The sequence below is a fragment of the Arthrobacter sp. Z5-13 genome (genome assembly GCF_056499105.1).
The window spans coordinates 2,826,021-2,850,652 of sequence record NZ_CP096460.1 but is presented as its reverse complement, the minus strand read 5'-3'; the positions used below and the strand labels follow the sequence as shown (position 1 = coordinate 2,850,652).

General features: G+C 61.3%; 20 protein-coding genes and 1 pseudogene. 16 read left to right on the top strand and 5 right to left on the bottom strand.

All coding sequences use genetic code 11. From position 1 onward, the window contains the following. Window positions 1-37: 37 nt before the first annotated feature. Together M1E02_RS13425 and M1E02_RS13420 are read left to right on the top strand one after the other, a co-directional pair. Window positions 38-853, top strand: a complete 816-nt coding sequence (locus M1E02_RS13425) for a lysophospholipid acyltransferase family protein (RefSeq protein WP_479374749.1) — start codon at window positions 38-40, stop codon at window positions 851-853. Between the two features lie 144 nt (window positions 854-997). Further along, window positions 998-2,356 carry a class II 3-deoxy-7-phosphoheptulonate synthase gene (locus M1E02_RS13420; RefSeq protein WP_479378155.1) on the top strand — a complete coding sequence of 453 codons (1,359 nt, stop codon included), beginning with the start codon at window positions 998-1,000 and terminating at the stop codon, window positions 2,354-2,356. 120 nt (window positions 2,357-2,476) lie between these two features. Here the strand turns inward: M1E02_RS13420 and zapE are convergent, their stop codons facing one another. Further along, window positions 2,477-3,475 (bottom strand): cell division protein ZapE, encoded by a 999-nt coding sequence (zapE, locus tag M1E02_RS13415; RefSeq protein WP_479374748.1) that lies wholly within the window; start codon window positions 3,473-3,475, stop codon window positions 2,477-2,479. 41 nt (window positions 3,476-3,516) lie between these two features. Between zapE and M1E02_RS13410 the strand changes: the two genes are divergently transcribed. Then, the gene (locus tag M1E02_RS13410; RefSeq protein WP_479374747.1) at window positions 3,517-4,095 is read left to right on the top strand and encodes a TetR/AcrR family transcriptional regulator; all 579 of its coding nucleotides are present in this window, start codon (window positions 3,517-3,519) and stop codon (window positions 4,093-4,095) included. Beyond that, window positions 4,092-5,053: pseudogene (locus tag M1E02_RS13405) on the top strand (IS481 family transposase). The gene M1E02_RS13410 and the pseudogene M1E02_RS13405 overlap by 4 nt, the downstream one beginning before the upstream one ends. Here M1E02_RS13405 and pknB read toward each other — a convergent pair. Beyond that, complete coding sequence (gene pknB, locus M1E02_RS13400; protein WP_479374746.1) at window positions 5,050-7,140, bottom strand: Stk1 family PASTA domain-containing Ser/Thr kinase; 2,091 nt, start codon at window positions 7,138-7,140, stop codon at window positions 5,050-5,052. The pseudogene M1E02_RS13405 and the gene pknB overlap by 4 nt on opposite strands. A 99-nt stretch (window positions 7,141-7,239) precedes the next feature. Beyond that, window positions 7,240-8,634, bottom strand: coding sequence for a LysM peptidoglycan-binding domain-containing protein (locus tag M1E02_RS13395; protein ID WP_479374745.1), 1,395 nt, complete (start codon window positions 8,632-8,634; stop codon window positions 7,240-7,242). Window positions 8,635-8,885: 251 nt separating this feature from the next. On the opposite strand from M1E02_RS13395, the gene M1E02_RS13390 reads away from it, so the two are divergent. Then, the gene (locus tag M1E02_RS13390; protein WP_309105620.1) at window positions 8,886-9,239 is read left to right on the top strand and encodes an Rv2175c family DNA-binding protein; all 354 of its coding nucleotides are present in this window, start codon (window positions 8,886-8,888) and stop codon (window positions 9,237-9,239) included. Window positions 9,240-9,277: 38 nt separating this feature from the next. Here M1E02_RS13390 and M1E02_RS13385 read toward each other — a convergent pair whose 3' ends face one another. Then, window positions 9,278-10,372, bottom strand: a complete 1,095-nt coding sequence (locus M1E02_RS13385; RefSeq protein ID WP_479374744.1) for a polyprenyl synthetase family protein — start codon at window positions 10,370-10,372, stop codon at window positions 9,278-9,280. Further along, window positions 10,369-10,920: a hypothetical protein gene (locus M1E02_RS13380; protein ID WP_479374743.1), complete on the bottom strand. Its 552-nt coding sequence runs from the start codon at window positions 10,918-10,920 to the stop codon at window positions 10,369-10,371. The genes M1E02_RS13385 and M1E02_RS13380 overlap by 4 nt, the downstream gene beginning before the upstream one ends. Window positions 10,921-11,057: 137 nt before the next feature. Between M1E02_RS13380 and dinB the strand changes: the two genes are divergently transcribed. From dinB to ftsW, 11 genes are all read left to right on the top strand, one after another. Further along, complete coding sequence (gene dinB, locus M1E02_RS13375) at window positions 11,058-12,218, top strand: DNA polymerase IV (RefSeq protein ID WP_479378154.1); 1,161 nt, start codon at window positions 11,058-11,060, stop codon at window positions 12,216-12,218. Between the two features lie 285 nt (window positions 12,219-12,503). Then, a complete protein-coding gene (locus tag M1E02_RS13370; protein WP_479374742.1) occupies window positions 12,504-12,875 on the top strand; it encodes a DUF3040 domain-containing protein in 372 nt (123 codons plus the stop codon). Between the two features lie 308 nt (window positions 12,876-13,183). After that, window positions 13,184-13,612 carry a division/cell wall cluster transcriptional repressor MraZ gene (gene mraZ / locus M1E02_RS13365; protein ID WP_247045223.1) on the top strand — a complete coding sequence of 143 codons (429 nt, stop codon included), beginning with the start codon at window positions 13,184-13,186 and terminating at the stop codon, window positions 13,610-13,612. Window positions 13,613-13,782: 170 nt separating this feature from the next. Further along, on the top strand, window positions 13,783-14,781 hold the full coding sequence (gene rsmH / locus M1E02_RS13360) for a 16S rRNA (cytosine(1402)-N(4))-methyltransferase RsmH (protein WP_479374741.1): 999 nt from the start codon (window positions 13,783-13,785) through the stop codon (window positions 14,779-14,781). Then, entirely contained in the window at window positions 14,778-15,476 is a 699-nt protein-coding gene (ftsL, locus tag M1E02_RS13355; protein WP_479374740.1) for a cell division protein FtsL, read from the top strand. Before rsmH ends, ftsL begins: the two co-directional genes overlap by 4 nt. A gap of 57 nt (window positions 15,477-15,533) precedes the next feature. Further along, window positions 15,534-17,336: a peptidoglycan D,D-transpeptidase FtsI family protein gene (locus M1E02_RS13350; RefSeq protein ID WP_479374739.1), complete on the top strand. Its 1,803-nt coding sequence runs from the start codon at window positions 15,534-15,536 to the stop codon at window positions 17,334-17,336. Between the two features lie 77 nt (window positions 17,337-17,413). Then, window positions 17,414-19,087 carry a UDP-N-acetylmuramoyl-L-alanyl-D-glutamate--2,6-diaminopimelate ligase gene (locus M1E02_RS13345; protein ID WP_479374738.1) on the top strand — a complete coding sequence of 558 codons (1,674 nt, stop codon included), beginning with the start codon at window positions 17,414-17,416 and terminating at the stop codon, window positions 19,085-19,087. A gap of 6 nt (window positions 19,088-19,093) precedes the next feature. After that, window positions 19,094-20,581 carry a UDP-N-acetylmuramoyl-tripeptide--D-alanyl-D-alanine ligase gene (locus M1E02_RS13340; RefSeq protein WP_479374737.1) on the top strand — a complete coding sequence of 496 codons (1,488 nt, stop codon included), beginning with the start codon at window positions 19,094-19,096 and terminating at the stop codon, window positions 20,579-20,581. Beyond that, window positions 20,578-21,687 carry a phospho-N-acetylmuramoyl-pentapeptide-transferase gene (mraY, locus tag M1E02_RS13335; RefSeq protein ID WP_479374736.1) on the top strand — a complete coding sequence of 370 codons (1,110 nt, stop codon included), beginning with the start codon at window positions 20,578-20,580 and terminating at the stop codon, window positions 21,685-21,687. Before M1E02_RS13340 ends, mraY begins: the two co-directional genes overlap by 4 nt. Continuing rightward, window positions 21,669-23,285 carry a UDP-N-acetylmuramoyl-L-alanine--D-glutamate ligase gene (gene murD, locus M1E02_RS13330; protein WP_479374735.1) on the top strand — a complete coding sequence of 539 codons (1,617 nt, stop codon included), beginning with the start codon at window positions 21,669-21,671 and terminating at the stop codon, window positions 23,283-23,285. Before mraY ends, murD begins: the two co-directional genes overlap by 19 nt. 2 nt (window positions 23,286-23,287) lie before the next feature. Further along, a complete protein-coding gene (ftsW, locus tag M1E02_RS13325) occupies window positions 23,288-24,625 on the top strand; it encodes a putative lipid II flippase FtsW (protein WP_479374734.1) in 1,338 nt (445 codons plus the stop codon). The last annotated feature ends 7 nt before the right edge of the window (window positions 24,626-24,632 follow it).

Sequence of the window (24,632 nt, the reverse complement as noted above, 5' to 3'; positions counted from 1 at the left end):
ACAGGGTGGGCCCGCGCCCTCCGGAGAGGTACGACACGTGTTCTATTGGGTCATGAAGAGGATCTTTCTGGGTCCGGTTCTGAAGCTGCTGTTCCGTCCCTGGGTGAAGGGTCTGGACAACATTCCCCACGAAGGCGCGGCCATCCTGGCTTCGAACCATTTATCGTTTTCCGACTCTATTTTTATGCCGTTGATGGTTCCGCGGCCTGTGATTTTCCTTGCTAAATCGGAGTACTTTACGGGTACCGGGCTGAAGGGAAAGCTCACGGCTTTGTTTTTCCGGCTGACCAACCAGTTGCCCATGGACAGGTCAGGCGGCGCAGCATCCGCGCTCTCCCTTAACGCAGGGATGGATGTCCTGACCGGTGGCGGGCTCCTGGGGATTTACCCCGAAGGTACCCGCAGCCCCGATGGGAAGCTGTACCGCGGCAAGGTTGGTGTCGCGAGGCTGGCGCTGCAGGCCCGCGTCCCGGTTATCCCTGTTGCCATGATCGGCACCGACAAAGTGCAGCCGATAGGCAAGAGAATGCCCCACATCCGCCGGATCGGCATGATCTTCGGGGAGCCACTGGATTTCAGCCGCTATTACGGACTTGAGGACGACCGGCTCATCCAGCGCTCCGTCACCGACGAGATCATGTATGAGCTGATGAGGCTTTCGGGTCAGGAATACGTGGATGAGTACGCCGCCACCGTGAAGCTTGCGCTCGCGGCAAAAGCCAAGGAAAAGGGCGACGACGACCGCACGGCGGATAACCCGGCAACCAACACTGATGACGGCACAGAAGGCAGCACGGCCAACGGCAAGGACGACGGCGCGGGCGACGCTGCGCCCGGCGAAGCAAAAGTGTGACGGTACTCTCGGTGCGAATGACGTTTGTTGTGCCCCGATCAGTTCAGCGGCCACTACTCTTGTAGTGTGACTGAGCTATCTTCAAAATCTGCCTTTCCCGTATCCGGCGTATCTCTTTCCGGCGCATCATTGCCGGGTAGCGCTATGACAGCTACCGCCCAAAGCGGTGCTGCTGACTATCCGGGACTGGACAACTGGCGGAACCTTCCGGTGTCCCAGCAGCCAAGCTGGCAGGACAAGGCCGTCTTCGACAGCTCGGTCCGGGAACTGTCAGTGCTGCCGCCGCTCGTTTTTGCCGGTGAAGTGGACGTCCTTCGCGAGCGGCTGGCTGCCGCCGCCCAAGGCAAGGCGTTCCTCCTCCAGGGCGGGGACTGCGCTGAGACCTTCGAGGCAGCGACGGCAGACAAGATCAGCGCCCGGGTGAAAACGATCCTCCAGATGGCAGTGGTGCTCACTTACGGTGCAGCGCTTCCTGTCATCAAAATGGGCCGCATGGCCGGCCAGTTTGCCAAGCCCCGTTCGTCCAACGATGAAACCCGCGATGGCGTCACCCTTCCGGCGTACCGCGGGGACATTGTCAACGGTTACGACTTCACGCCCGAGTCCCGTGGACACGATGCCAGCCGCATGCTCAAGGCCTACCACACCTCGGCTTCCACCCTGAACCTGATCCGTGCCTTTACCCAGGGCGGGTTTGCAGATCTCCGCCTGGTTCACCACTGGAACAAAGGATTCACGGAGAACCCGGCCCACGCACGCTACGAGTCCCTCGCTCGGGACATCGACCGGGCAATCCAGTTCATGGCCTCCTGCGGTGCCGACTTCGAGGCGCTCAAGCGGGTTGAGTTCTTCGCCAGCCATGAGGCACTGCTCCTCGACTACGAGCGGGCTTTGACCCGCATCGATTCAAGGACCGGCCTGCCCTACGACACTTCAGCCCACTTCCTGTGGATTGGGGAGCGCACCCGGGAGCTCGATCACGCCCACATCGACTTCCTGTCGCGGGTCCGTAACCCCATTGGGGTAAAGCTTGGCCCGTCCACCTCCGGTGATGACGCCCTCAGGCTCATCGACAAGCTGGACCCGAACCGGGAACCCGGCAGGCTGACCTTCATCACCCGCATGGGCGCGGGAAATATCCGCGAAAAGCTCCCCGCAGTGGTGGAGAAGGTCACTGCCTCCGGCGCCCAGGTCCTTTGGGTTACCGACCCCATGCATGGGAACACGGTCACTTCACCCAACGGCTACAAGACGCGCAACTTCGACGACGTTATTGACGAGGTCCGCGGGTTCTTCGAGGTTCACCACAGCCTCGGAACAATTCCCGGTGGCCTCCACGTCGAAATGACGGGTGACGATGTGGCGGAGTGCCTTGGTGGTGCTGACCCGGTTGATCAGGAAGCTTTCCTGGACCGCTATGAGTCGGTGTGCGATCCCCGTCTGAACCATATGCAGTCCCTCGAGATGGCATTCCTCGTAGCGGGTTCACTGTCCAAGCGGTAGCACCTGTAGGGCCCCCGTAGCGGCTTGCACCAAGCCGGCGGGGGCATCCACCGCTGAGGTTTGTACGAGCGGCGCCGGCTAGATGTAGCTCCCCGAGACGTTGCGAACGAGAGAACACGCCTAAGCGGGTTTGAGCGTTGAGAGTCTGCTGGCGATTCGTTTCGCGTCTCGTGGCGGTTCGGACGCTTCCACCAGGCGGTTGGGTTCGCCAGCCGCGAAGACGTGCAGTGGGATGTCTCGGTCGTAAAGGACATCGATGAGGTTTGCGAATCGCGCGAGTGGGTCCCGGTCGACGGTGGCCAGATCAGGCACGGCCGTTAGCGTGATTGTGCGAAGGCGCTCCGCTAACCAGAGGTATTGGCTGACTCCGAGGGGTTGCGCGCAGAGGTCTCTGAACGTGAAGACGGCAGTATCGTCTTCAATGCTGCGGGCGCTGATGATGTGGCCGGCAGCGTTGAGCTCGATGGCGGGGGTGCCGTCCGCAACAGGTATTTGCGTGCGCCAAGTTCCTGTACCGAAGCCTCGAGTCGCCGCCGCAAGTTTCAGGCGGTAGTCCTGGCCTTCGCCGAGGTGTACGACGTCGAGTTCGGTGCGGATGATGTTGATCGCGGGCCGGAAGTGCTCGTGGTAGAGCGGGTTAGGCATGAGATCCTCGGGCGCGTAGTTCGATGTCGCGAGGACGAGTATGCCGTCATCGAGCAAACTCTTGAGAGTGGCAGACAGGTAGACGCCGTCTGCGACGTCGTGAACGTGGAACTCGTCGAAGAATACTGCACGGGCGTTCCCGATGAGTCGCCGTAGCGATCTGTCGAGAGGCTCGCGCTCACGTGTGATCTGGGCATGGAGGTCACGAAAGAAGTCGTGGAAGTGAAAGCGGCGCTTATGGTCTCTGGGTATGGTCGCGAAGTAAGTCTCGCTGATCAGGCTCTTGCCTCGCCCCACGTCCCCCCAGAGGTAGTAGCCGTGGCGCGCTGGGGTGCTGAGCGCGCCGATGGCAGCGATCTGCGCGCTATCGAACTTGAGCCCTGAGCCACTGATAGCGGCATGAAAGGGGCTGCTGTTTGCACTCGCAATCTTATTTGGTTCGTTCGCGGTTCGTCGGTGGATGCCCAGTCTCATACTTCGTTACTCTATATCTATAGAGTAATGAGGAGAGTTAGATGGCCAGACCCGGGGACCGGCGTCCGTTGATCACCGACCATGCGATCACTGTGCTCGCCAAGGGGGGTGCGCGCGCGCTCTCTCACCAGGCCGTCGACAGGGCGGCCGGCCTCGCGACGGGGTCCACGTCGTACTACTTCCGCACCCGTCGCGACCTCGTCGTTGCGACCATCGGGCGCGTAAGGGAAAACTCCCGCGCGGCTTTCGACGAGTCGCACTTACCACTGACGGTCACGCCGCGCACGGCTGCAAATTTCATGGAGGGTCAGCTTCTGTTACTCGCTGGTCTTCGCCGCGATGACGCCCTCGCGGTGTTCTCGCTGCTACCGGAGGTGGAAGGCGATCCCGAGTTGCGCGCGCAGTTGGCGGGTTGCCTGGTCTCCCGCGAGCTGGCCACGAAGCTGCTTGTCGCGCTCGGCGGAAGCGATGCTGACGGAGCTGCATTAGATCTGATCGACTTCTTCACCGGCATCCTCTTCGGGTTGCTTTTTGGGCAACGGCGAACGGAGGATGCATCGATTGCCGAGGCGTTGCAGCGGTTTCTCGTGATCAACGTGGACGCCGCGGGTAGCCGATGACACACGCGAACGCACCGCTTACTGCAGAGGGCCGACGCAGGCTCGCTTCGCTGATCGTTGACAAAGGATGGCCGGTACGTCGGGCTGCGGACCGTTTCCAATGTTCACCGTCAACCGTCTCAAAATGGGCGCGTCGTACCGGGCCGGACTTTCGCTTACTGATCGCAGCTCGCGCCCGCATCGGCAACCGGCCCGCACGCGCCAACACATCGAACGTCGCATCATCGCTCTGCGGTTCACCTGCCATTGGGGTCCACCTCGGATCGGCTATCACCTCGGTATCCCGCGATCTACGGTCGGACGTGTGCTCGATCGGTACCGGATGCCGTTGCTCACCCAACTTGCCCAAGCCACCGGACTCCCCGTCTGCAAGAACAAACCGGTCCGTTACGAGAAGGGCAAAGCGGGCGAGCTGGTCCGCGTCGACATCAAGAAGCTTGGGCGCATCCCCGGTGGAGGCGGTCACCGTGTCCTAGGGCGGCAGGCCGGCGCAAGGAACAATCAGAAGCAGGGTCGCGGCTACGGTTACCTCCACCACGCGGTCGACGACCACTCGCGGCTCGCCTACTCCGAGATCCTGAACGACGAGAAGAAGGAGACTGCGGCCGCGTTCTGGCGGCGCGCACGCGCGTTCTTCGCCGAGGACGGCGTCCAAGTCACCGCCGTCATGACCGACAACGGTTCCTCCTATCGATCACAGGCCTTCGCGGACGCCCTCGACGGGATTAAGCACCGCCGCACCCGCCCTTACCGGCCACAGACGAACGGAAAAGTCGAGAGATTCAACCGAACCCTGGCCGCCGAATGGGCCTACGCCACCGCCTACGATCCGGACGAGGCTCGCGCGGCGGACTATCCGCGCTGGCTGCACCACTACAACCATCACCGCCCGCACTCAGGAATCGACTGCGACGTCCCCTCGTCGCGCGTTCGAAACGTCTCGGGGAAATACAGCTAGACAACCGTAAGTGTTACCAGGGAGCCTTCGGGAACTTCAGTGTTGACCGGGTCCTGATCCCTTACAGTGCCGAAGAAACCCCCGAGGACGTTGTTGATCCGGACCTCGAAGCCCAGCTTTTTGAGGGCTTCACGAGCGACATCCGCCTGCTTGCCAATGAAACTTGGCACTTGCACAAGCTTCGGTCCCTTGGAAACTGTCAGCGTTACCGACTGGCCCTTCGTCAAAGTCCCTGAGGCCGGTGTCTGGGCCGCAACGGCTCCCTTGGGTACGGTTCTGTCGTTCACTGTCTCAGGCGCGATAACCGCCTTCAGGCCAGCTGCCTCAAGCGTCTTCACGGCATCGTCCTGGGATTTCCCCCGTACATCCGGTACAGGGATGGGCTGGGGCCCCTTGGACACGGTGAAACTGACAGGCGTTCCCCTTTTTACTGCAGTTCCGGCGGCAGGGTCCTGCGTCAGGACTGTTCCTGCCGGGGCTGTCTCATCAAACTTCTCGGTGATGGCGCCCAGAGCCATTTCGGCCTCGTTCAGGGCCGACTTGGCCTCTTCCAGTAAGCGCCCTGTCATCTCCGGCAGGGGGAAGAGCTGGGGTCCTTTTGAGACGAAGAGGGCAACCGGCTGGAATTTCCTGATCTCCAGCCCGGCTTCGGGATCAGATCCCACCACCAAACCGGACGGCACGTCGTCGTCGAACACGTCCTTGGTGTTCGACTGAAAACCGGCCGTGCCCAGCAATTGCTGGGCCTCCGCCACCGTTTTGTTGGCTACCTCCGGAATCGTGCCAGGTGAACCCGGGCCCATGCCGAAGAACCAGCCAGCGCCCGTTGCAAGCAAAGCCGCGATAACCAGAACCACAATCCATAACGCTCCGCGGCGCCGAGGGTTGCCTTCGCGCAAACTGCGGACGGGAGTGGCTGCGGCGCGGTTGCGGGCACGCTCATCGTCCCGCTCCAGCTTCCGTTGCTCACGCTTACTCAGCGGCTGTTGTGGAAGTATGGAATCCGCACGCGAGCCGGCGGCCCCGTACGTCTGCATCGAAGCGGCAGGCGCCATGCCGGCCGGGAGTACAGTGGTGGGATTGTTGGTGCGGGCAATAATTTCGGTCGGTTGTGCGGCCCCGATAACTACTTCAGTTGCCTCTTGCCGGGCGACTGGTTCCGTCGTTCCTGGTGCGGCCGCCATTCCTGGTGCGACGGCGGCATTGTCCTTGCGGGCGGCCGGGGGCTGTAGATCCAGTTCCGCGTCGCTCAAATTGGTCCGGATGTGCCGTAGTTCAGAAAGCAGTGCATTTCCGTCTACTGGCCGGTTCTCAGGGTCACCGGCGGTGCACCACTGGACAAGCTCGTCCACTTCCGATGCCAGGCCGGGAACCTGGAGCGACGGTGGCTCAACTGTCCCGTGGACATGCTGGTAAGCCACTTGGATGGGGACATCTCCCTCGAACGGCTGCTTGCCCGTGAGCATCTCGTAGAGCATGATCCCGACGGAGTAGATGTCGCTGCGGGCATCGGCGGGCTTGCCCAACACAAGCTCGGGGGACAGGTATGCCACGGTGCCGATCAGGGTTCCGGTGCTGGTGGACGTTGTGACGGCACGCGCAAGTCCGAAGTCGCCGACCTTGATGCGGCCGTCGTCGGCAATCAGAACGTTTTCCGGCTTGATATCGCGGTGGATCAATCCTGCTGAGTGGGCGGCTGCCAGTCCTTCCGCCACCGGATCGATCAGGGCCAAAGCCAGCCGGGGGGAGAGGGCGCCCTTTTCGTTGAGGATGTCCCGCAGTGTATGGCCTTTGATGTATTCCATGACCAGGTAGGCAGTCTGGCCGTCAGTGCCTTGATCGAGAACGCCAACCACGTGCGGATGGGACAGTTTGGCCGCTGCCTTGGCTTCGCGCGCCAGCCGGTCCAGGAAAGTGTCGTCGCTGACGAAGTGCGGGTGGAGCACTTTCAGGGCCACGTCCCGCTCCAGCCGCTGGTCAGTGGCCACGTAAACCGTGGACATTCCGCCGCGTGCCAGCCGGGACTTCACGCGGTAGCGATTGTCCACCAGCGTTCCTACCAGATTGCCCGAGCCATGTTCCTGCACCCTACGATCCTAATTGGTGCGAAGAAAGGGTCCGAATCGACATGCGACCCGAACCCTTTCGATCTGAATTGCCCCGGGGCTGATCAGGCCCTGACGGAATCAGGAAAAGTTCTTTTGATGAGCCTTGATTGAGGCGACGTAGCTCTTAGTGTCCTCGTACATTCCGTTCTTACTGACGGAGTACTGACCCTGGTAGTAGCCCGCGATGGCATGGTCGAGGTCCTTGCTGGTCTTGGTCAGCTGGCGGATTATTGCCACCCCGGCGGTCGCGTTGTCATAGGGGTCCAGCAGGTTCAGCTTTCTGCCCACCAGATCCGATGCCCACTGTCCCGACGACGGTATGACCTGCATGGTTCCGATGGCGTTGGCCGGTGAGACTGCCCGCTGGTCGAATCCTGACTCCTGGTGCGCGAAGGCAAGAGCCAACGCGGGATCCACGCCCATCCGACGCGCAGTATCAGCCACGATCGAGCGCATCTGTTCCCTGGACGGCACGGGAGATGCGTTCAGGAGTGCCTTGTTCTCATTGGCGGAGCTGACCACGGCAGGAGGGTATGTGAATCCGAGGAAGGTGCTGGGGACCAAGGGTGTCACGGGTGCGACGTTCCCTGCCGGCTGCAGAGCCGCCCCCGGGATTGCCAGTTTGTTGCCGGGATAGATGACACTGCTCATTGTCAGTTTGTTCGCCGAAAGAATGTCCGAGAGCTTCACGCCGTGCTTGGCAGCAATGGCCGACAACGTGTCACCCGCTTTGACGGTATATGAACCAGGGCTGGAAGGAGCCGGGGCGGATGGAGCAGGTGCGGGAGCCGGGGCTGGTGCCGGTGCCGGTGCTGGTGCCGCAGGAGCGTTAGCGCCGGCCCCCACTGTTACCTTCTGGCCTGGATGGATGATCGACGTCATACGGAGCCCGTTCCAAGAGAGGACATCGGACAGCTTTACCCCGTGCCTGGCAGCGATGGCGCTGAGGGTGTCACCGGATTTTACTGTGTAAACACTTCCGCCCGCTGGTGCGGGAGCAGGGCTGGAAGCGGGCGCTTTGGCCGTGGGCGCAGGGGAAGCCGTGCCATTGAGCTTGATCTTCTGCCCAGGATAAATGATGGTGTTCGGCTGCAAATTGTTCAACGCGAGAACGGCGGACGTGTTCAGGTTGTACCGACCGGCAATTGCACTGATCGTGTCGCCCCTTGCCACGGTGTACTCGGGAGGTGCCTCTTGCTGGGAAGGGCGGAAGGCAGAGGGGACAGTGGTTGAAACCGCCCCAGCGGGAATGGTGCCGGCCCTTGCTGACAACGCCTTTTCCTGGGCGGCCACTGCCTGCGCTTGCATTGCCGCAGCCAGGGTTGCCGGGATCGCCTTGGGACGGGATTCTGCAGCAGCTGGCTGCGCGAGTGCCAAAGAAGAAAGGACGACGGCGGGCAGGGCAGCCGTAGTAGCGGCAATTACCGGAAAACTCGTCCTTGGCTGCTGCTTTGGCGATGGAAACGTCGTCATGGGAAATCCTCTTCTAGGCGGCTTTTTATACTGCGAGGCCTCTGTTACCTGTGATACTTCTGTGACTAATGATAGTGCTGTTACTAATGTGATCAATGTGAATCTCTCACGAATTGTCATTTAGCACAAGAATTGAAGGAAATTGGTTTTTCGGGAATTTCCGGAGTGTCGCTGGAGAAAGCCGTGCCCTGAGTACCCATCAGGAGCGCCCTGACTAGGCGCAGTGGCTCCTGCCATGGCAACCTTGATCCGTGAGTAATGTAGAAAGCCTTGTAGGCGAATGGCTGCCCTTGCCCGATGTGGCGCAGCTGCTTGATGTGTCAATTACCAAAGTGCATGGCCTGCTCGATGAAAAAGCATTGGCCGCCCTCAGAGTTGGGGATCGGCGAATCCGGTCTGTTCCCGCTGCATTTATTCAGGATGGCCATGCAGTTGAAAGCCTGAAGGGAACTATCGTCGTTTTGTCCGACGCCGGATATTCAGACGAAGAGCTTATTACCTGGCTGTTCACTCCCGACGAATCCCTTCGTGGGCGGCCCATCGACGCCCTGCGCGAAGGCCGTAAGACGGAAATCCGCCGCAGGGCCCAGACAATGGCCTGGTAACTGCCCTCGAAGCCGGGGTGCCCTGGGTGCAATCCGGCTCAGGCTGCCCGGCTGACCGTGGCTTCAGCGAGTTTCCGCAATGCGGTCTTGGGAAGGTCCTCCAAGGGGAGCAGATCCAAGGCCGCAAAGGCTGCGGCACCAAACTCGTCGATGAGCACCTCGGTTGCCTGCAATGCCCCGCAATCGACAATGATGCGTCGGATCTCCGCAACGTCTTCATCGGTAAGGTCGGGACGGCCAAGACGTGAATCGATAAAGGCCGACTCCTCAGGTGTGGCGAGATCCAAGGCGAACGCGACCAAGACGGTCCGTTTGCCTTCCTTCAAATCATCCCCGGCCGGTTTACCTGTAGTCACGGGATCCCCGAAGACGCCCAGGACGTCGTCGCGCAGCTGGAAAGCCTCTCCCAGCGGAAGGGCGAAGGCCGAGTACCCGCGGAGCAATTCCTCGGAGGCTCCGGCCAAAGCTCCGCCCAGTGCCAACGGATGTTCGGTGGAGTACTTTGCGGATTTGAACCTAATGATTGATTGGGCCCGGGTCACGGCACCCGCACGGTCCCGCACCGGTCCGGCCACCTCTTCCAGGATGTCCAGGTACTGGCCGGCCATGACTTCAGCCCGCATCAGGTTGAAGATCAGCCGGGCTTGGCTTCCCGAGGCTGCCCTTTCCCCGATGTCTGTAAATGACTCTTCGCTGAAGGAAAGGCAAAGATCTCCGGTCAGGATGGCCGCAGCGTGTCCAAAGCGTTCGCTGTCCAGTGACCAGCCCTGATCTGCATGCAGCTGGCTGAAGCGGCGGTGGACACTGGGTCCGCCGCGCCGGGTATCCGATCGGTCGATAATGTCGTCATGGATCAAGGCAGCGGCCTGGAAGAGCTCGAGGGCTGATCCGGCGGTGACGACTTCTGAGGCGGAGGCATTTCCGCCGGCCCCACGCCACCCCCAGTAGCACATCAGCGCTCGCAGCCGCTTGCCGCCCGTCACCAGGTTGGCGATAGAGCCCATGAGCGGGTCGATGTCCTGGGAAATGGTGGACATGATGTTTTGCCGCGAGGTCAGGAAGTCATTCAGCTTGCCGGCAACGGCGGCCACAAAGGCCGTCTGCTCGAGTCGCAGCTGCTCTGCTGTTGTCACTTGGCGGACTCAGGGGAGACGTTGGCGCCGATCGTGAAGGTTGACACCCCTCCGTTGTGAACCACCGCCACATTGATCGTTTCGTTCTCACCCCTGAGGAAGTCTTTGGAAGTGACTGTTTCTACCGACTCGCCGGGGATGGCTTTGAAGCCCTGGGCTTCCAACTCCTTGGTGTAAAAGGCCAGGACGTCTGCGGCGGGGGCGCCAACGCTGCCGACTATCGCTGCAGTCGCGGGGGTTCCGGTCTTATCAAAACTGCTCGAAACCACTTTTGCTCCCGGCATCAGCGGCAGCAGTTTTGAGGGAAATCCTTCGACAAGGGCTCCGACCGTTGCGGAGGGTGAGGGCGAAGCAGAAGGATCCGGGGAGGCAGCGGCGGACCCTGTCGCCGTCGCTGTTTCCGTTGGTGTGGCGCTTTGGTTCGAGCTGGATGGCTCGGGGGACGGGCCGTTATCGGGAGCCGTGGGAGTACAGGCTGCCGTGGCAATCAGTGTTGCGGCTGCCAATAGTGCAAGGCCTGTTGGTTTCAGCTTTCCCATACCCTTCACAGGTACTCCTTCTAGGGTCGACGCCGGATTCAGCCTCCAGTTTAGTCAGTCCCCCCGACTAGGATTGAGCTGTGGTGCCGGACAAGAACCTTCAGCCGCCCGAAGCAGTCCTTCGGGAACTCCGGCGCAGCAGCATTATGCATGTTGACATGGACGCCTTTTTTGTTTCTGTTGAGCTCCGGAGCCGCCCGGAACTCGTTGGAAAACCGGTGATTGTCGGGCATCCTGCTGATCGTTCTGTTGTGCTGTCGGCCTCCTATGAGGCGAGGGCATTCGGAGTCAAGTCCGCCATGCCGATGGTGGTGGCCCAAAGAATGTGTCCACGCGCGGTGATCATTGAGCCGCGCCACAAGCTCTACTATGAAGTTTCAGCTGAGCTGATGGGAATTTTCGAATCCATCACCGAGCTTGTAGAGCCGCTGAGTGTCGACGAGGCCTTTCTGGACGTCGGCGGGGCCATCCGGCGGCTCGGCTCACCCCGGGATATCGGGGAACTTATCCGACGCCGGGTCAAGGAGGAGTTGGGTATTACCGCTTCCGTCGGAATTGCCGCCAGCAAGTTCGTGGCCAAGATAGCTTCGACGCGATGCAAACCGGACGGGCTCCTCCTCATTACGCCGGAGGAGACCATCCCTTATCTTCACAGCCTCCCCGTGGATGCTTTATGGGGTGTGGGAGCGAAGTCAGTGGAGGTCCTTGCCCGGATGGGCATCAGGACGGTGGCTGACGTAGCAGCAACCCCTGTTCAATCGCTAAAGAAGGTCCTGGGAGTATCCGGGGAACACGTTCACCGCTTGTCCTGGGGAATAGATCCCCGCGAGGTAACCCCGGTGAGGGTGGAAAAGAGCATCGGTGCCGAGGAGACTTTCGCCGAAGATACCGCCGACGACGCAATTCTCCGGCGTGAGTTGCTTAGGCTTTCACACCGGACGGCAGCCCGGCTGCGCAGTGCGGGGTTGGTGGCCAGGACGGTGGCCCTGAAACTCCGCTTTGCTGACTTCTCCACCATTAGTCGGAGCCGAAGCGTGACCACCCCGATAGACAGTGCCCAACTCCTCTATGGCGTGGCGGGCCAATTGCTGGATTCCCTCGGCAATCGTCCCATGTCCGTCCGGCTGATAGGGGTGCGTGCCGAGCACCTTGAGGAAACAGGGCAGACGGCATTGCAACTCAGCCTGGACCGGCGGGACGACAACTGGCGTTCCGCCGAGCAAGCGCTGGATCTCGTAACCCGGAAATTCGGCAATAAATCCCTCCTTCCGGCGCGGCTCCTTGGCCCCGAGGATCATCCGCACTGATAAGTGCTTCAGGGCTCCCGTCCATCGTCTGCCGGTACCACAGGCCCCCCGCCGGTATCTTTCAGAACCGCGCCCAACAAACTATCCTTAGAGGTACATAGATTTCGAACGTCTGGACATATTGAACTCGCAGCCTGAAGCCCCCGACACCCCCTCGATCAACTTGATGTTCCCCGAATTCACCACAGACGGTGGCCGGGAACCTCAGACGCACGTTGGACGTTGTGGGATAAGAGGCAAAGGGCCGCGAACAGTCCCGACGCTGGCCGACTTAAGGAGGTCGTGATGCCGCTCTCGGAGCACGAACAGAAGCTGCTGGAGCAGCTGGAGAAGCAGCTGCATGAGGACGATCCAAAGTTTGCCAGTTCCATGGGCTCGGATCCTGGCAAAACATGGTCTACCCGGCACATGGTAATTGGCGTGCTGGCAACCCTTGCCGGTGTTCTGCTGCTGTTAATCGGCGTTTCAGTACAGATTATTTTCGTAGGGGTCCTGGGGTTCGTTGTCATGGGCGCGGGCGTCTATTTCGCCACCATGCGGAGATCATCCGGCGGCAGCGCGAAGGGCCGTCCGGGCCGGAAGCCTGGTAAGCCCCGCAGCTCATTCATGAACGGCCTGGAAGAACGATGGGACGAGCGGAGACGCGGCGACACCTGACCCACGCTGATTCCCCACTTTCCCCCACACGAGGTATCGCGTGACAGGGTAAGGGCAAGATAAAGGACCCGAACAGTCGGGTCCTTTTGCTTTTAAGGCTTCCCGGCTTCGGGAGGGCAATGGTTCCTCCACTTCTCCCCATGCAGCAAAACCCGTGGATTTCCGCGGAAGTTGCCCTTGACAAACCCCTCGGATTCAACCGTGTTGCGTTGACTGTGGGGGAATGTGGAGTAAAGTGGAGGATGTAAGAGGGTAGTGGCAGCACAGGGGACGTGCAGCTTCCAACGACAGACGGGCGGTGGGGCCAGGTGTTTCTTGGCACGCACTCACCGCGTCTGGACGAAAAGGGGCGCATCATCCTCCCAGCGAAGTTCCGCGAGGAACTTGCCAGCGGCTTGGTTCTCACTCGAGGCCAGGAACGCTGCATCTACGTCTTCAGTGAGCGGGAGTTCGGAAGAATTCACGAGCAAATGCGGGAGGCGCCAATTTCCTCCAAGCAGGCTCGTGACTACATCCGGGTCTTTCTCTCTGGAGCCTCGGACGAGGTACCTGACAAGCAGGGGCGCGTGACTATTCCTCCCGCACTCCGGGCATATGCAGGGCTCGGCAGGGAACTGGCGGTTATTGGAGCCGGATCCCGTGCGGAGATCTGGGATGCCCAAGCCTGGAATGAGTACCTGGCTGAGAAGGAGACCTCCTTCTCAGAAACCGACGACCCCATTCCGGGAATTCTTTGAGTCCCGGGCTCGAACGACCCCATCACGTTTCTTGAACGAGATCTCCAGCCGCCCATCGGCTGGTCCTCCTGGCTTACTTCCCCGAAGCCAGGCGGACAGGACGATAGGCGCGGATGGGGATCTGGCTCAAGAAGCGCTACGCAAGGACCATGGCAAGGAAGGACGAAGGTATGACTGATCCAGACCAGGCGAAACCTACGTCCGAACGCCATGTGCCGGTCCTGCGGGACCGGTGCATCAATTTATTGGCTCCTGGCTTCGAAGCTGCACGGCAACGCGGAGAAACACCCATGGCCATCGATGCAACCCTCGGGATGGGCGGACACTCGGAAGCGATGCTGCAGCGCTTCCCCGACCTCCACCTGATTGGCATAGACAGGGACGAGGAGGCACTCGCTCTTGCGGGTGAGCGGCTGAAACCTTTTTTGTCCCGTACCGATCTGGTCCATGCTGTCTACGATGAGATTCCTCAGGTCCTGCAGGACCTCGGTGTGGAGGAAGTCCACGGGATCCTGATGGATCTGGGAGTTTCGTCATTGCAGCTCGACGAACGGGAGCGCGGATTCGCGTACTCCTTCGACGCCCCGCTGGACATGCGCATGGATACCAGCCGCGGCCAGACAGCGGCTGACGTCGTCAACGGCTACAGCGAAGAGGATCTGGTGCGGATCATCCGCAAATGGGGCGAAGAAAAATTCGCCGGCCGGATCGCAAACCGGATCGTGGCTACCCGGGCCGAAAAGCCATTCGAGACCACCGGGCAGCTGGTCGAGCAGATCCGCTCTGTTGTGCCCTCCTCTGCCGCAAAATCAGGGGGTCACCCCGCCAAGAGAACATTCCAGGCGCTCCGAATTGAGGTCAACGAGGAACTGGAAGTGCTTGAACGTGCTGTTCCGGCCGCTGTGGAAGCGATTGCTGTGGGGGGACGTGTGGTGGTTATGTCTTATCACTCCCTCGAAGACAAGATCGTCAAGGCTGTCTTCCAGGGAGGCTCCAAGTCGTCAGCACCGCTCGGTTTTCCAGTTGAGCTTGAGCAGCACAAACCTGAGCTCAAGACCCTTACAAAGGGCACCGAGGTGCCTACTGCGGATGAGATAGCCGAGAACCCGCGTGCGGCCTCAGCCCGGTTGCGCGCAGTAGAACGTATCAGAGCCAGGAGATCAGCATGAGCACTGCAGCCGCCAAGAACTTTCCACTTGTCTCCGGCAGCTCCGCCCATGCTCTGGGCCACAGGGCGCTGACAGGGCTTAAGCCAAGCCAGGGGACCAAACCCCGGACTCCCTTGTCCGTTGTACGCTCCACGCCGTCCAAACGACGCGCCCCGTTTGTCGTGTTGTGCTTCGCTTTGTTGGCCGTTGCACTCATGGTTGTCCTTGTGCTGAACATCTCGGTTTCAACATCGCAGTATCAGCTGGTGCGGCTCAAAAGCGAGCAGTCCAGCCTGATGAAGCAGAACCAGGATCTGACGCAGCAGGTGCAGAATTACGATGCTCCACAGAACCTGGCTGCGAAAGCAACGGAATTGGGCATGGTCCCGTCGTCAGGCAAAGGCCAGATCGACTTGTCCAACCTGCGCGTCACGGGAAAGGCATCGCCGGCTGCCAAGGGTGCCAATCCTGGCGCGGTTATCGCCGCTCCCGCGGTTGCCGGTCAGCTTGCAGTAGTTCCGCCAGCGAGCGCGAATGAGCCGCTCGCAGCCCGGAAGCCTGAAACTGCGCCAGATGCATCCGGTTCCGCTTCTGCAGCCCCGGCAGGGCCGCCTGCCCCGGCCGCAGCACCTCCTGCTCCGGTTGCTGCCGCACCTGCTGCTGAGCTTCACGGGGGATCGGTGCCGGCACCGCAGCAGAAGATGCCCGGTCAGTAGAACATCCCGGCCAAGGACGGCGCAGACCGCCCACCGATAACCAGCAAGGATTCGATTGTGGCGCGAAGCACCGGCAAGTCGGCAGCTAAGAAAGTGGCGAGCCCCACGAGGCGCCTGCGGTTGGGTTTGGGCCTGATGCTCTCCCTGCTCCTTGTGGTGGGTGGCAAGCTCTTCCTGGTTCAGGGCCTGGACGCCGGGGGATTGGCCCAGGCAGCGCTGAACAACAGACTCAAGCCGACGGTGCTTCCAGCTGAGCGTGGAAGCATCCTCGATGCCAACGGTACTGTTCTGGCCAGCAGCGTCATCCGCTACAACGTGGTGGTGGACCAGCGGGTCAACACGAAAACGCAGTCGTTCCCCCGCCTGGAAACCGTGAACGGCGAGGAAAAGTACGTGGAGGTGTCCCGCGACCAAGGCATCTCCGAACTCGCCGCCGTACTGGGCAGGGACTCAGAGGAGCTCAAAGATCAGCTGACGGGGCAGAAGCCGTACTACATAGTCGCCAAGGATTTGAAGCCGGACGTCGAAGACAGGATTTCCAAGCTGCGGATTCCTGGGATCGTAACCGAGGGAACCAGCAAACGCGTCTACCCTAACGGGTCAGTGGCTGGTGGAATCGTCGGCTTCCTCAAAGACGGAACAACAGGGCAGGCGGGCCTGGAGCAGACGCAGGATGAAATCCTGAAAGGCGCCGCGGGCAAGCGGCTCTTTGAAATTGGAGCCGACGGATTGAGGATTCCCGTCGGCGTGGACCAGTTCACTCCTGCCCAGGACGGCAAGGACATCAAACTGACGCTTAATTCAGATCTCCAGTACTTTGCCCAGCAGGCAATCCAAAGCCAGAAGGACAAGCTGAGCGCGGAATGGGGAATCATTACGGTGCTGGATATCAAAACGGGAAACATTGTGGCTATGGCGGACACAAATGCCCCCGACCCCAATGATCCCGGGAAAGTAGCGGCCGAGGACCGCGGTGTCAGGTCCGTTACGGCGGCGTATGAGCCGGGATCAGTGGAGAAGACGATCACTGCTGCTGCGCTGATCGAGGAAGGTAAGTCCAGCCCTCTCGACAAGTTCACCATTCCGCCGTCGTACACCGTGGACGGGCAGAACTTCACAGATTCCTTCGACCACGGCACCGAGGAGCGCACCCTTGCCGGAATCCTCGGCTGGTCCATGAACACCGGAACAGTTATGGCAGGTCAGCGGCTGACCAAGCAGGAACGCTACGACTGGCTCAAAAAATTCGGAATCGGCGAGGCGCCTGACATCGGATTGCCAGCAGAAGCCAAGGGAATTTTGACCCCTGCTGACCAATGGGATGACCGGCAGCAGTACACGGTTCTGTTCGGGCAGGGCGTCTCGCAGTCAACCCTTCAGACCGTCCGCGCCTACCAGGCGATCGCCAACGACGGAGTCATGCTGCAGCCAAGGCTGATCGACAGTTACCTCAGTCCTGACGGCACTGAGGAAAAGGTGCCCGCCAAACCGGAACGGGAGGTCGTCTCCAAGGAAACTGCCCAACAAGTCCGGGACATCCTCGAGAGCGCCGTAACCGAGGGCCAGATCAAGGATGCGGCCATCGACGGTTACCGCGTCGGAGCCAAGACAGGAACCTCGGAGTCACCCTGTGACGATGGCAAGTCCGGCTATTGCGGCTACACGGCGTCCATGGTCGGAATGGCGCCGATGGACAATCCGCGGTTTATTGTTGAAGTGGTCCTGCAACGGCCCAAGGGCAGCATCTACGGAATCACCAACGGTCCGGTATTCCGTTCCGTGATGAGCCAGACGCTGCGGACCTACAACGTCCCGCCGTCCACCGGTGAGCCCGCCCGGCTGCCGCAGTACGCCAAGTAGCACGTCCACAACCGCATGTATTTGGGGGCACACTCTCTCGCGAGGGGTGTGATCAACTAGCACCAACGGAGATCCACTTGTCAGAGCTCAATGCCCATGCCGCCAACACTGGCCAGGACCACCCCCACAGGGATGATACAAGCCGGCAAAGCACAACGCGCGGCTCCTTCCGCCCTTCCTCCGTCGCCGCTGTTGCGCTTGGAAGCTTAGGGGAGGAAATAGGCGTTGTAGTCCCCGAGACCTCCAGATCCATCCCCGTCACCGGGATCTCCCTCAACTCCCGGTCAGTGGAATCCGGAGACGTCTATGTGGCATTGCCGGGTGCTACCCGGCACGGCGCCGATTTTGTCGATCAAGCGGCTGCCGCAGGAGCCGTGGCCGTCATAACGGACGACGCCGGTGCGCGGCAACTCGCGCTCTCGGCAGACATTGAAGTGCCAGTGCTGATCGCCCAGGACCCTCGCTCGCTGGTAGGCACGCTTGCGGCTCACGTGTACGGGACCGGCGCAGGGAAAGAGGGGGCGCCCACCCTCTTTGGAGTGACGGGCACCAACGGCAAGACGACGACCACCTACTTCATCAATGCCCTGCTCAGAAGCCTTGGCCTGGCCCCCGGGCTGATCGGGACCATTGAGATCCTTGCCGGCGGCGATCCCATCCCCAGCCTGCTCACCACGCCTGAATCGACCGACGTGCATGCGCTTCTCGCGTTGATGCGGGAGCGGGGGCTGGACGCAGTTTCCATGGAGGTCTCCTCGCACGCCCTTTCATTCCACCGGGTGGACGGCGTCATCTTCAGCGTCGCCGGGTTTACCAACCTCACCCAGGATCATCTGGATCTGCACGGCACCATGGAAGACTACTTCCTCACCAAAGCACAGCTATTCAGATCCGCGCATGCCGCTGCCGGTGTGGTCACTGTGGACGATGAATGGGGCCGGCGGCTCGCGGAAACCGCGGCCATTCCGGTTGTCACGCTCTCGACGCGGCCGGGCCAGGAGCCCGGCGGTGCTGACTGGAGTGTGATGGAAGCCGCTTCGCGAGGACTTGGTTCAGCCTTCAGACTCCGGCACCGCGATGGCAGGGAGATCCGGGTGCACACCGGATTGCCGGGCACCTTCAACGTGTCCAATGCGGCACTGGCCACCATCATGGTGCTCCAATCCGGTGTGGACCAAGAACGGCTGCAGCAAGCGCTGGACACAGCCGACCCCTTCAGCACGTCTGTTCCCGGCCGCATGCAGCTCGTTTCTACCTCCCCGGCCGCCGTCGTCGACTTTGCTCATAACCCGGACGCCCTTTCACGTGCCCTGGAGGCCTTGCGCCCCGCTACCACCGAGGCACGGCTGATAGTGGTTTTCGGAGCAACCGGGCAACGGGACAAAGGCAAGAGGCCGACGATGGGCGCCATTGCAGCCCGGTTGGCGGATATTGTCATAGTCACGGATGACGATCCTCACGACGAAGATGCAACCGCAATCCGGGCCGACGTCCTGGCCGGTGCAACGGCCGCGAAAGAAGCAGCAGGACTGGACTGCACAGTCATGGAAAGCTTCCCCCGCGACGTGGCGATACGGCGGGCGGTTGAACTCGCCGGGCCCCGGGACACCATCCTGATTGCGGGCCGTGGCCATGAGGTGTGGCAGGAAGTTAAAGGCGTCAACCTCGCACTTGACGACCGGGAGGAACTCCGGGCCGCCTTGACAGCCCGTGGATTCTCGGCTCTCGAAGACCAGCGGATAGAGTCCTAAACCGAGATGATTGCACTTACTGCGGCTGAAATTGCCAACATAACAAACGGCCGCCTCGCCGCCGATCCCTCCATCAAGCCCCTTTCTGTTGTGACGGATTCCCGGGAAGCCTCACACGGGTCCCTCTACGTCGCCAAGCCGGGGGAACACGCGGACGGGCATGACTACATTGGCGCGGCCTTTGACCGTGGCGCTGTGCTCGCCCTGGTGGAGCGGGACATCGCCGACGCCTCCGGGGAGCCATATCCCGCCGTCGTTGTGTCAGACGCCGTGCTGGCCATGGGTGCGCTGGCTGCAGAGACCGTGCGCCGAATCCGCGCACACCGTGAGGCCTCGGGCAGCGGACTGACGGTCATCGGCATTACCGGCTCAGCGGGTAAGACCACCACAAAGGACCTGCTGGCGGGAATCCTTGCCACCGAGGGCGAGACGGTAGCGCCGCAGGGCTCCTACAACGGCGAGATCGGCGTTCCCCTCACTGTGTTCAAAGCCGGCTATGAAACCCGGTACCTCGTCATCGAGATGGGGGCCACCGGCGTCGGGCACATCCGCTACCTGGCCGATATGGTGCGCCCGGACATCGGTGTGGTCCTCGCCGTTGGAACGGCACATGCGGGTGAATTTGGCGGTATAGAGAACATTGCCAAGGCCAAGGGGGAACTGCTGGAAGCTCTTCCGCCCGCGGGCATCGGCGTGATCAACCTGGATGATCCCCGGGTTGCTGCCATGGAGGGCCGCACGTCCTCTTCGGTCCTCGGGTTCTCGGCGCAGCCGGAGCGGCAGGGGAGGAAGGCCGACGTGCTGGCGGTCAACGCTGAAATCAGCAGCGCGGGAAATCCTGAGTTCCAGCTGTTCCTTCCCGGCGGGAGCCAGGGGCTTCCGGTCTCAAGCCAACTGATCGGAGCACATCACATCGGCAACCTCCTGGCCGCTGCCTCCGCAGCCCACGCTGCAGGGATTGCAGGACCGCACATTGCCCGTTCCCTCAGTTCGCAGGCCGCTGCCAGCCGCTGGAGGATGGAGCGCACGGAGCGTCCCGACGGCGTGACCATCATCAATGACGCCTACAACGCCAACCCTGAGTCAATGCGGGCGGCACTGAGGACCCTTGCGGACCTTGGACAAGGGCGCCGCACCTGGGCAGTCCTTGGAGCCATGCTTGAGCTCGGGCCCGAATCGATCCGTGAACACACCACCGTGGGTACCCAAGTGGTCCGGCTGAACATCTCCCGTCTTGTCGTGGTGGGCAGAGAGGCACGCTCGCTCTACGTCTCAGCGGTGCAGGAGGGATCCTGGGGCGACGAATGTGTTTTCACTGAAACAGTTGATGAAGCCTACGATCTGCTCCAATCTGAACTCCGGCCCGGGGACCTCGTTCTCTTCAAGTCCTCCAACAGCATCGGGCTGAGGCACCTGGGCGATCGGATAGCATTACCCCCACATGCCCCGGCAACTGCCAGTCCAACCACCAATGAAGGGAGCGAACTGCTGTGATCGCACTGCTGATCGGCGCCGGCCTTGCCCTCCTGTTCGCATTGGTGGGTACCCCGCTGTTCATCCGCCTGCTCGTGCACAAGAGCTACGGCCAGTTCATCCGGGATGACGGACCCACGTCCCACCACACCAAGCGCGGCACGCCGACGATGGGCGGAACGGTGGTGGTCTTTGCAGTCATCCTGAGCTACGGGCTGACACACGTCATCATGTGGATGATGAATCCGCGTTCGCCCGGACCCTCAGCCTCTGCTCTCCTGCTGCTGTTCCTTGCCGTCGGCATGGGCCTCGTGGGCTTCCTGGATGACTACATTAAGATCTCAAAGCAACGCAGCCTGGGCCTGAACCCTGCCGCCAAGCTCATAGGCCAGGGCGTGGTAGGCGTCGCCTTCGCCATCATGGCACTCGGATTTCCGGATGCCGACGGCGTCACTCCTGCTTCAACGCACATTTCGCTGGTGCGTGACATCCCTTGGTTGAACCTTGCCTTTGGCGGCACGGTCATCGGCGCAATTCTGTTCGTGATCTGGTCGAACCTGATCGTGACGGCGGCCACCAACGGCGTCAACCTGACGGACGGACTGGACGGGCTGGCCGCAGGAGCGTCAGTTATGGTGTTCGGTGCCTACACCGTCATGGGTATCTGGCAAAGCAACCAGGCATGCGGTTCACCCCGGCAAGCCGGCGCCGGTTGCTATTCGGTCCGTGATCCGCTGGATCTGGCCCTGCTCGCTGCCATCATGAGCGCTGCATTGGTCGGCTTCCTGTGGTGGAACACGTCCCCGGCCAAAATCTTTATGGGAGATACCGGATCGCTCGCCATTGGTGGAGCTGTGGCAGGCTTCGCGATTCTTTCCCGGACTGAACTTCTCCTGGCCTTCATCGGCGGCCTCTTTGTCCTCATCACCCTGTCAGTCATCATCCAGGTGGGCTATTTCAAGGCCACCAAGGGCAAGCGCTTCTTCAAGATGGCCCCACTGCAGCACCACTTCGAACTCAAGGGATGGGCCGAGGTCACCGTCGTGGTCCGGTTCTGGATACTGGGAGGCCTATGCGTGGCCGCTGGCTTGGGAATCTTCTACGCCGAATGGGTAGTGCTGCTGTGAACGCGTTGATTCGTGGACTAAACCCTGCAGCCCGATCAGCGAACCTGCTGAGGCTCCAGGGTCTCGTCAGTTGGGATTCGGACTGGGCCGGGCTCCGAGTGGTTGTCACCGGCATAGGCATTTCCGGTTTTGCGGCAGCAGACACCCTCATCGAACTGGGTGCACGGGTAGTGGTGGTGGATGCCTCAACGAGCGCAAAAGCCCAAGCCCAGGCAGACACCCTGAAGATCGTGGGCGCTGCCGACGTCCTCCTCGGGGATGAGGCTGTTCAGTCCATACCCAGGGTGGATGGCGACGTGCCTGACCTCATTGTTACCTCGCCCGGCTGGAGGCCTGACCAAGCCCTCCTGGCGGCTGCTGCCCGTGCGCACATTCCCGTCTGGGGCGACGTCGAACTCGCCTGGCGGGTACGTGAACGCGCGGGGCGGAAGACGGCGGAGTGGCTCGCCATCACCGGCACCAACGGTAAGACCACCACCGTTGGACTGACCGAATCCATGCTGCAGGCTGCAGGGCTCAAGGCCATCGCAGTCGGAAATGTGGGAACGCCCATCCTTGATGCCCTCCGGGATCCGGTCGAATACGACGTCCTGGCCGTCGAGCTCTCAAGCTTCCAGCTGCACTGGACCGAGTCCGTTTCGCCTCTGGCGAGCGTGTGCCTCAACGTAGCCGAAGACCACGTTGACTGGCACGGCTCCTACGATTCGTACCTCGCTGACAAGGCGAAGGTCTATGAGCGGACCCGGGTGGCGTGCATCTACAATGCAGAGCAGGCCGAAACGGAACGGATGGTCGAGAACGCGGACGTTGTGGAAGGCTGCCGCGCTGTCGGATTCACCACGACGACCCCTGCCGTCAGCATGCTGGGCGTGGTCGAAGGGCTTCTGGTAGACCGTGCCTTCATCGCTGAACGCAAGGACAGCGCTGCTGAACTTGCTGCCCGCTCAGACCTTGGCCCGGTGGCACCCCGCCACATGGTGGCAAATGCCCTGGCCGCCGCCGGCCTCGTGCGGGCCTATGGCGTGGACGCGTCCGCGGTCCGCCAAGGCCTTCGCAACTACATTCCCGGCGATCACCGCATCCAACTTGTGGCCCGCTATGACGACATCCTGTGGATCAATGATTCCAAAGCAACCAATCCGCATGCTGCTGCTGCATCGCTGGCGGCTTTCCAGAACGTCGTTTGGATTGCCGGCGGTCTCTCGAAGGGTGTCAGCTACGAGGACCTTGTGCGGGAAAATTCGCACCGCCTCAAAGCTGTGGTCCTCATTGGGGAGGATGTGACAGACCTTTCCGCTGCCCTTGAGCGACACGCTGCGGATGTTCCGGTGATCAGGGCGGAAACGGGCGACACTGAAACTACGCAGACTGCCGGACCGGGTGGTGCCTCCACGGGTTCCGGGCCGGACTCAGGCAGGTATGTGATGGCAAAGGCTGTTACTGCGGCGGCTCAGATCGCCTCACCGGGCGATACCGTGCTCATGGCACCGGCGGCTGCTTCCATGGATCAGTTCTCTTCCTACGCTCACCGTGGCGACGCTTTTATCGAGGCCGTTAGCGAGCTCGTGGAAGGGCAGGCACGGACCGGCGAGGAGTAAGTATGGCCAGCACGCCAGCACGCCCTGCCGGAACGGCGGGCGGGGCAAAGCCTCGGCAGGCTGCGACGGCAAGACAGGTTGCTACTGCCGGACAGGCCAGGACAACTCTTCCCATTAAAGTCCGGCATGGATACCGTCGCTTCTGGTCAGTCCTTGAGGGGACAGGTACATCCCGCAACGGATCCACGTACTACCTGATCCTGGGGTCCACCCTTGCCCTTACCGCCATCGGTATCATGATGGTCCTGTCTGCCTCAAGCGTGGAAGCCATCGCGGCAGGCGAATCACCGTATTCGGCTGCCCTCAAGCAGGGTATGTTCGCCGTCATCGGCTTGTTCTTCATGTTTATCCTTTCGCGCGTTAACGTCGTCTGGCTCAAGCGCTTCGCCTGGCCTGGAGTGGGGATCGCCCTGGTCCTCCTCGTCCTGGTCCAGGTCATCGGCGATGAAGTCAACGGCAACAAAAACTGGATTGACCTTGGTGGCATCACCTTCCAGCCGTCCGAAGCCGCCAAGCTGGCGCTGGCTCTTTGGATGGCCACTGTGCTGGCCATGAAAAGGAAGCTCCTCCGTCATTGGCAGCACGCGCTGATCCCAGCTGTGCCGGTGGCCGGAATCGTCATCGGCCTGGTTGTGTTGGGCAATGACCTGGGGACAGCCATGATCATTATGATGATTACTGCTGCCGCGCTCTTTTTTGCAGGCGTCCCGCTTTACCTTTTCGGTTTCGCTGGATTGGTTGCCATGGCAGGCACCGCCGTCATGGCCGTCACCAACGCCAACCGCATGTGCCGCATCACCTCCTGGTGGACGGGTGGTGCCTGCACCAACAGCAGCGATGCCAACTACCAGTCCACCAACGGCCTCTACGGCCTGGCCTCCGGCGGCTGGCTCGGCGTGGGACTCGGCCAGAGCAGGCAAAAATACAGCTGGATCCCGGAAGCACACAACGACTTTATTTTTGCCATCATTGGCGAAGAACTGGGCCTCGTCGGTACCGTCGTCGTCCTGATCCTCTTTGCCATCCTCGGCGCAGCCATCTATCGGGTTGTGGTGGCACAGGAGGACATGTTCCACAGGGTTCTCGCTGGAACCATCATGGTGTGGCTGTTGGGGCAGGCGACAGTCAACATGGCTGTCGTTACGGGCCTTGCTCCCGTGATCGGGGTGCCCTTGCCGTTTATTTCCTATGGTGGCTCCGCCTTGCTGATGTCCCTGTGTGCGATCGGCGTAGTCTTGTCGTTGGCAAGGGCCCAGATGGCACCCGGCATTCAATCCAAGAGGCTGCTTCCGCGCCGGACAAAAGCCGGAAGCAAAAACTCCCCACGAAAGCGGAAATAGCATTCCA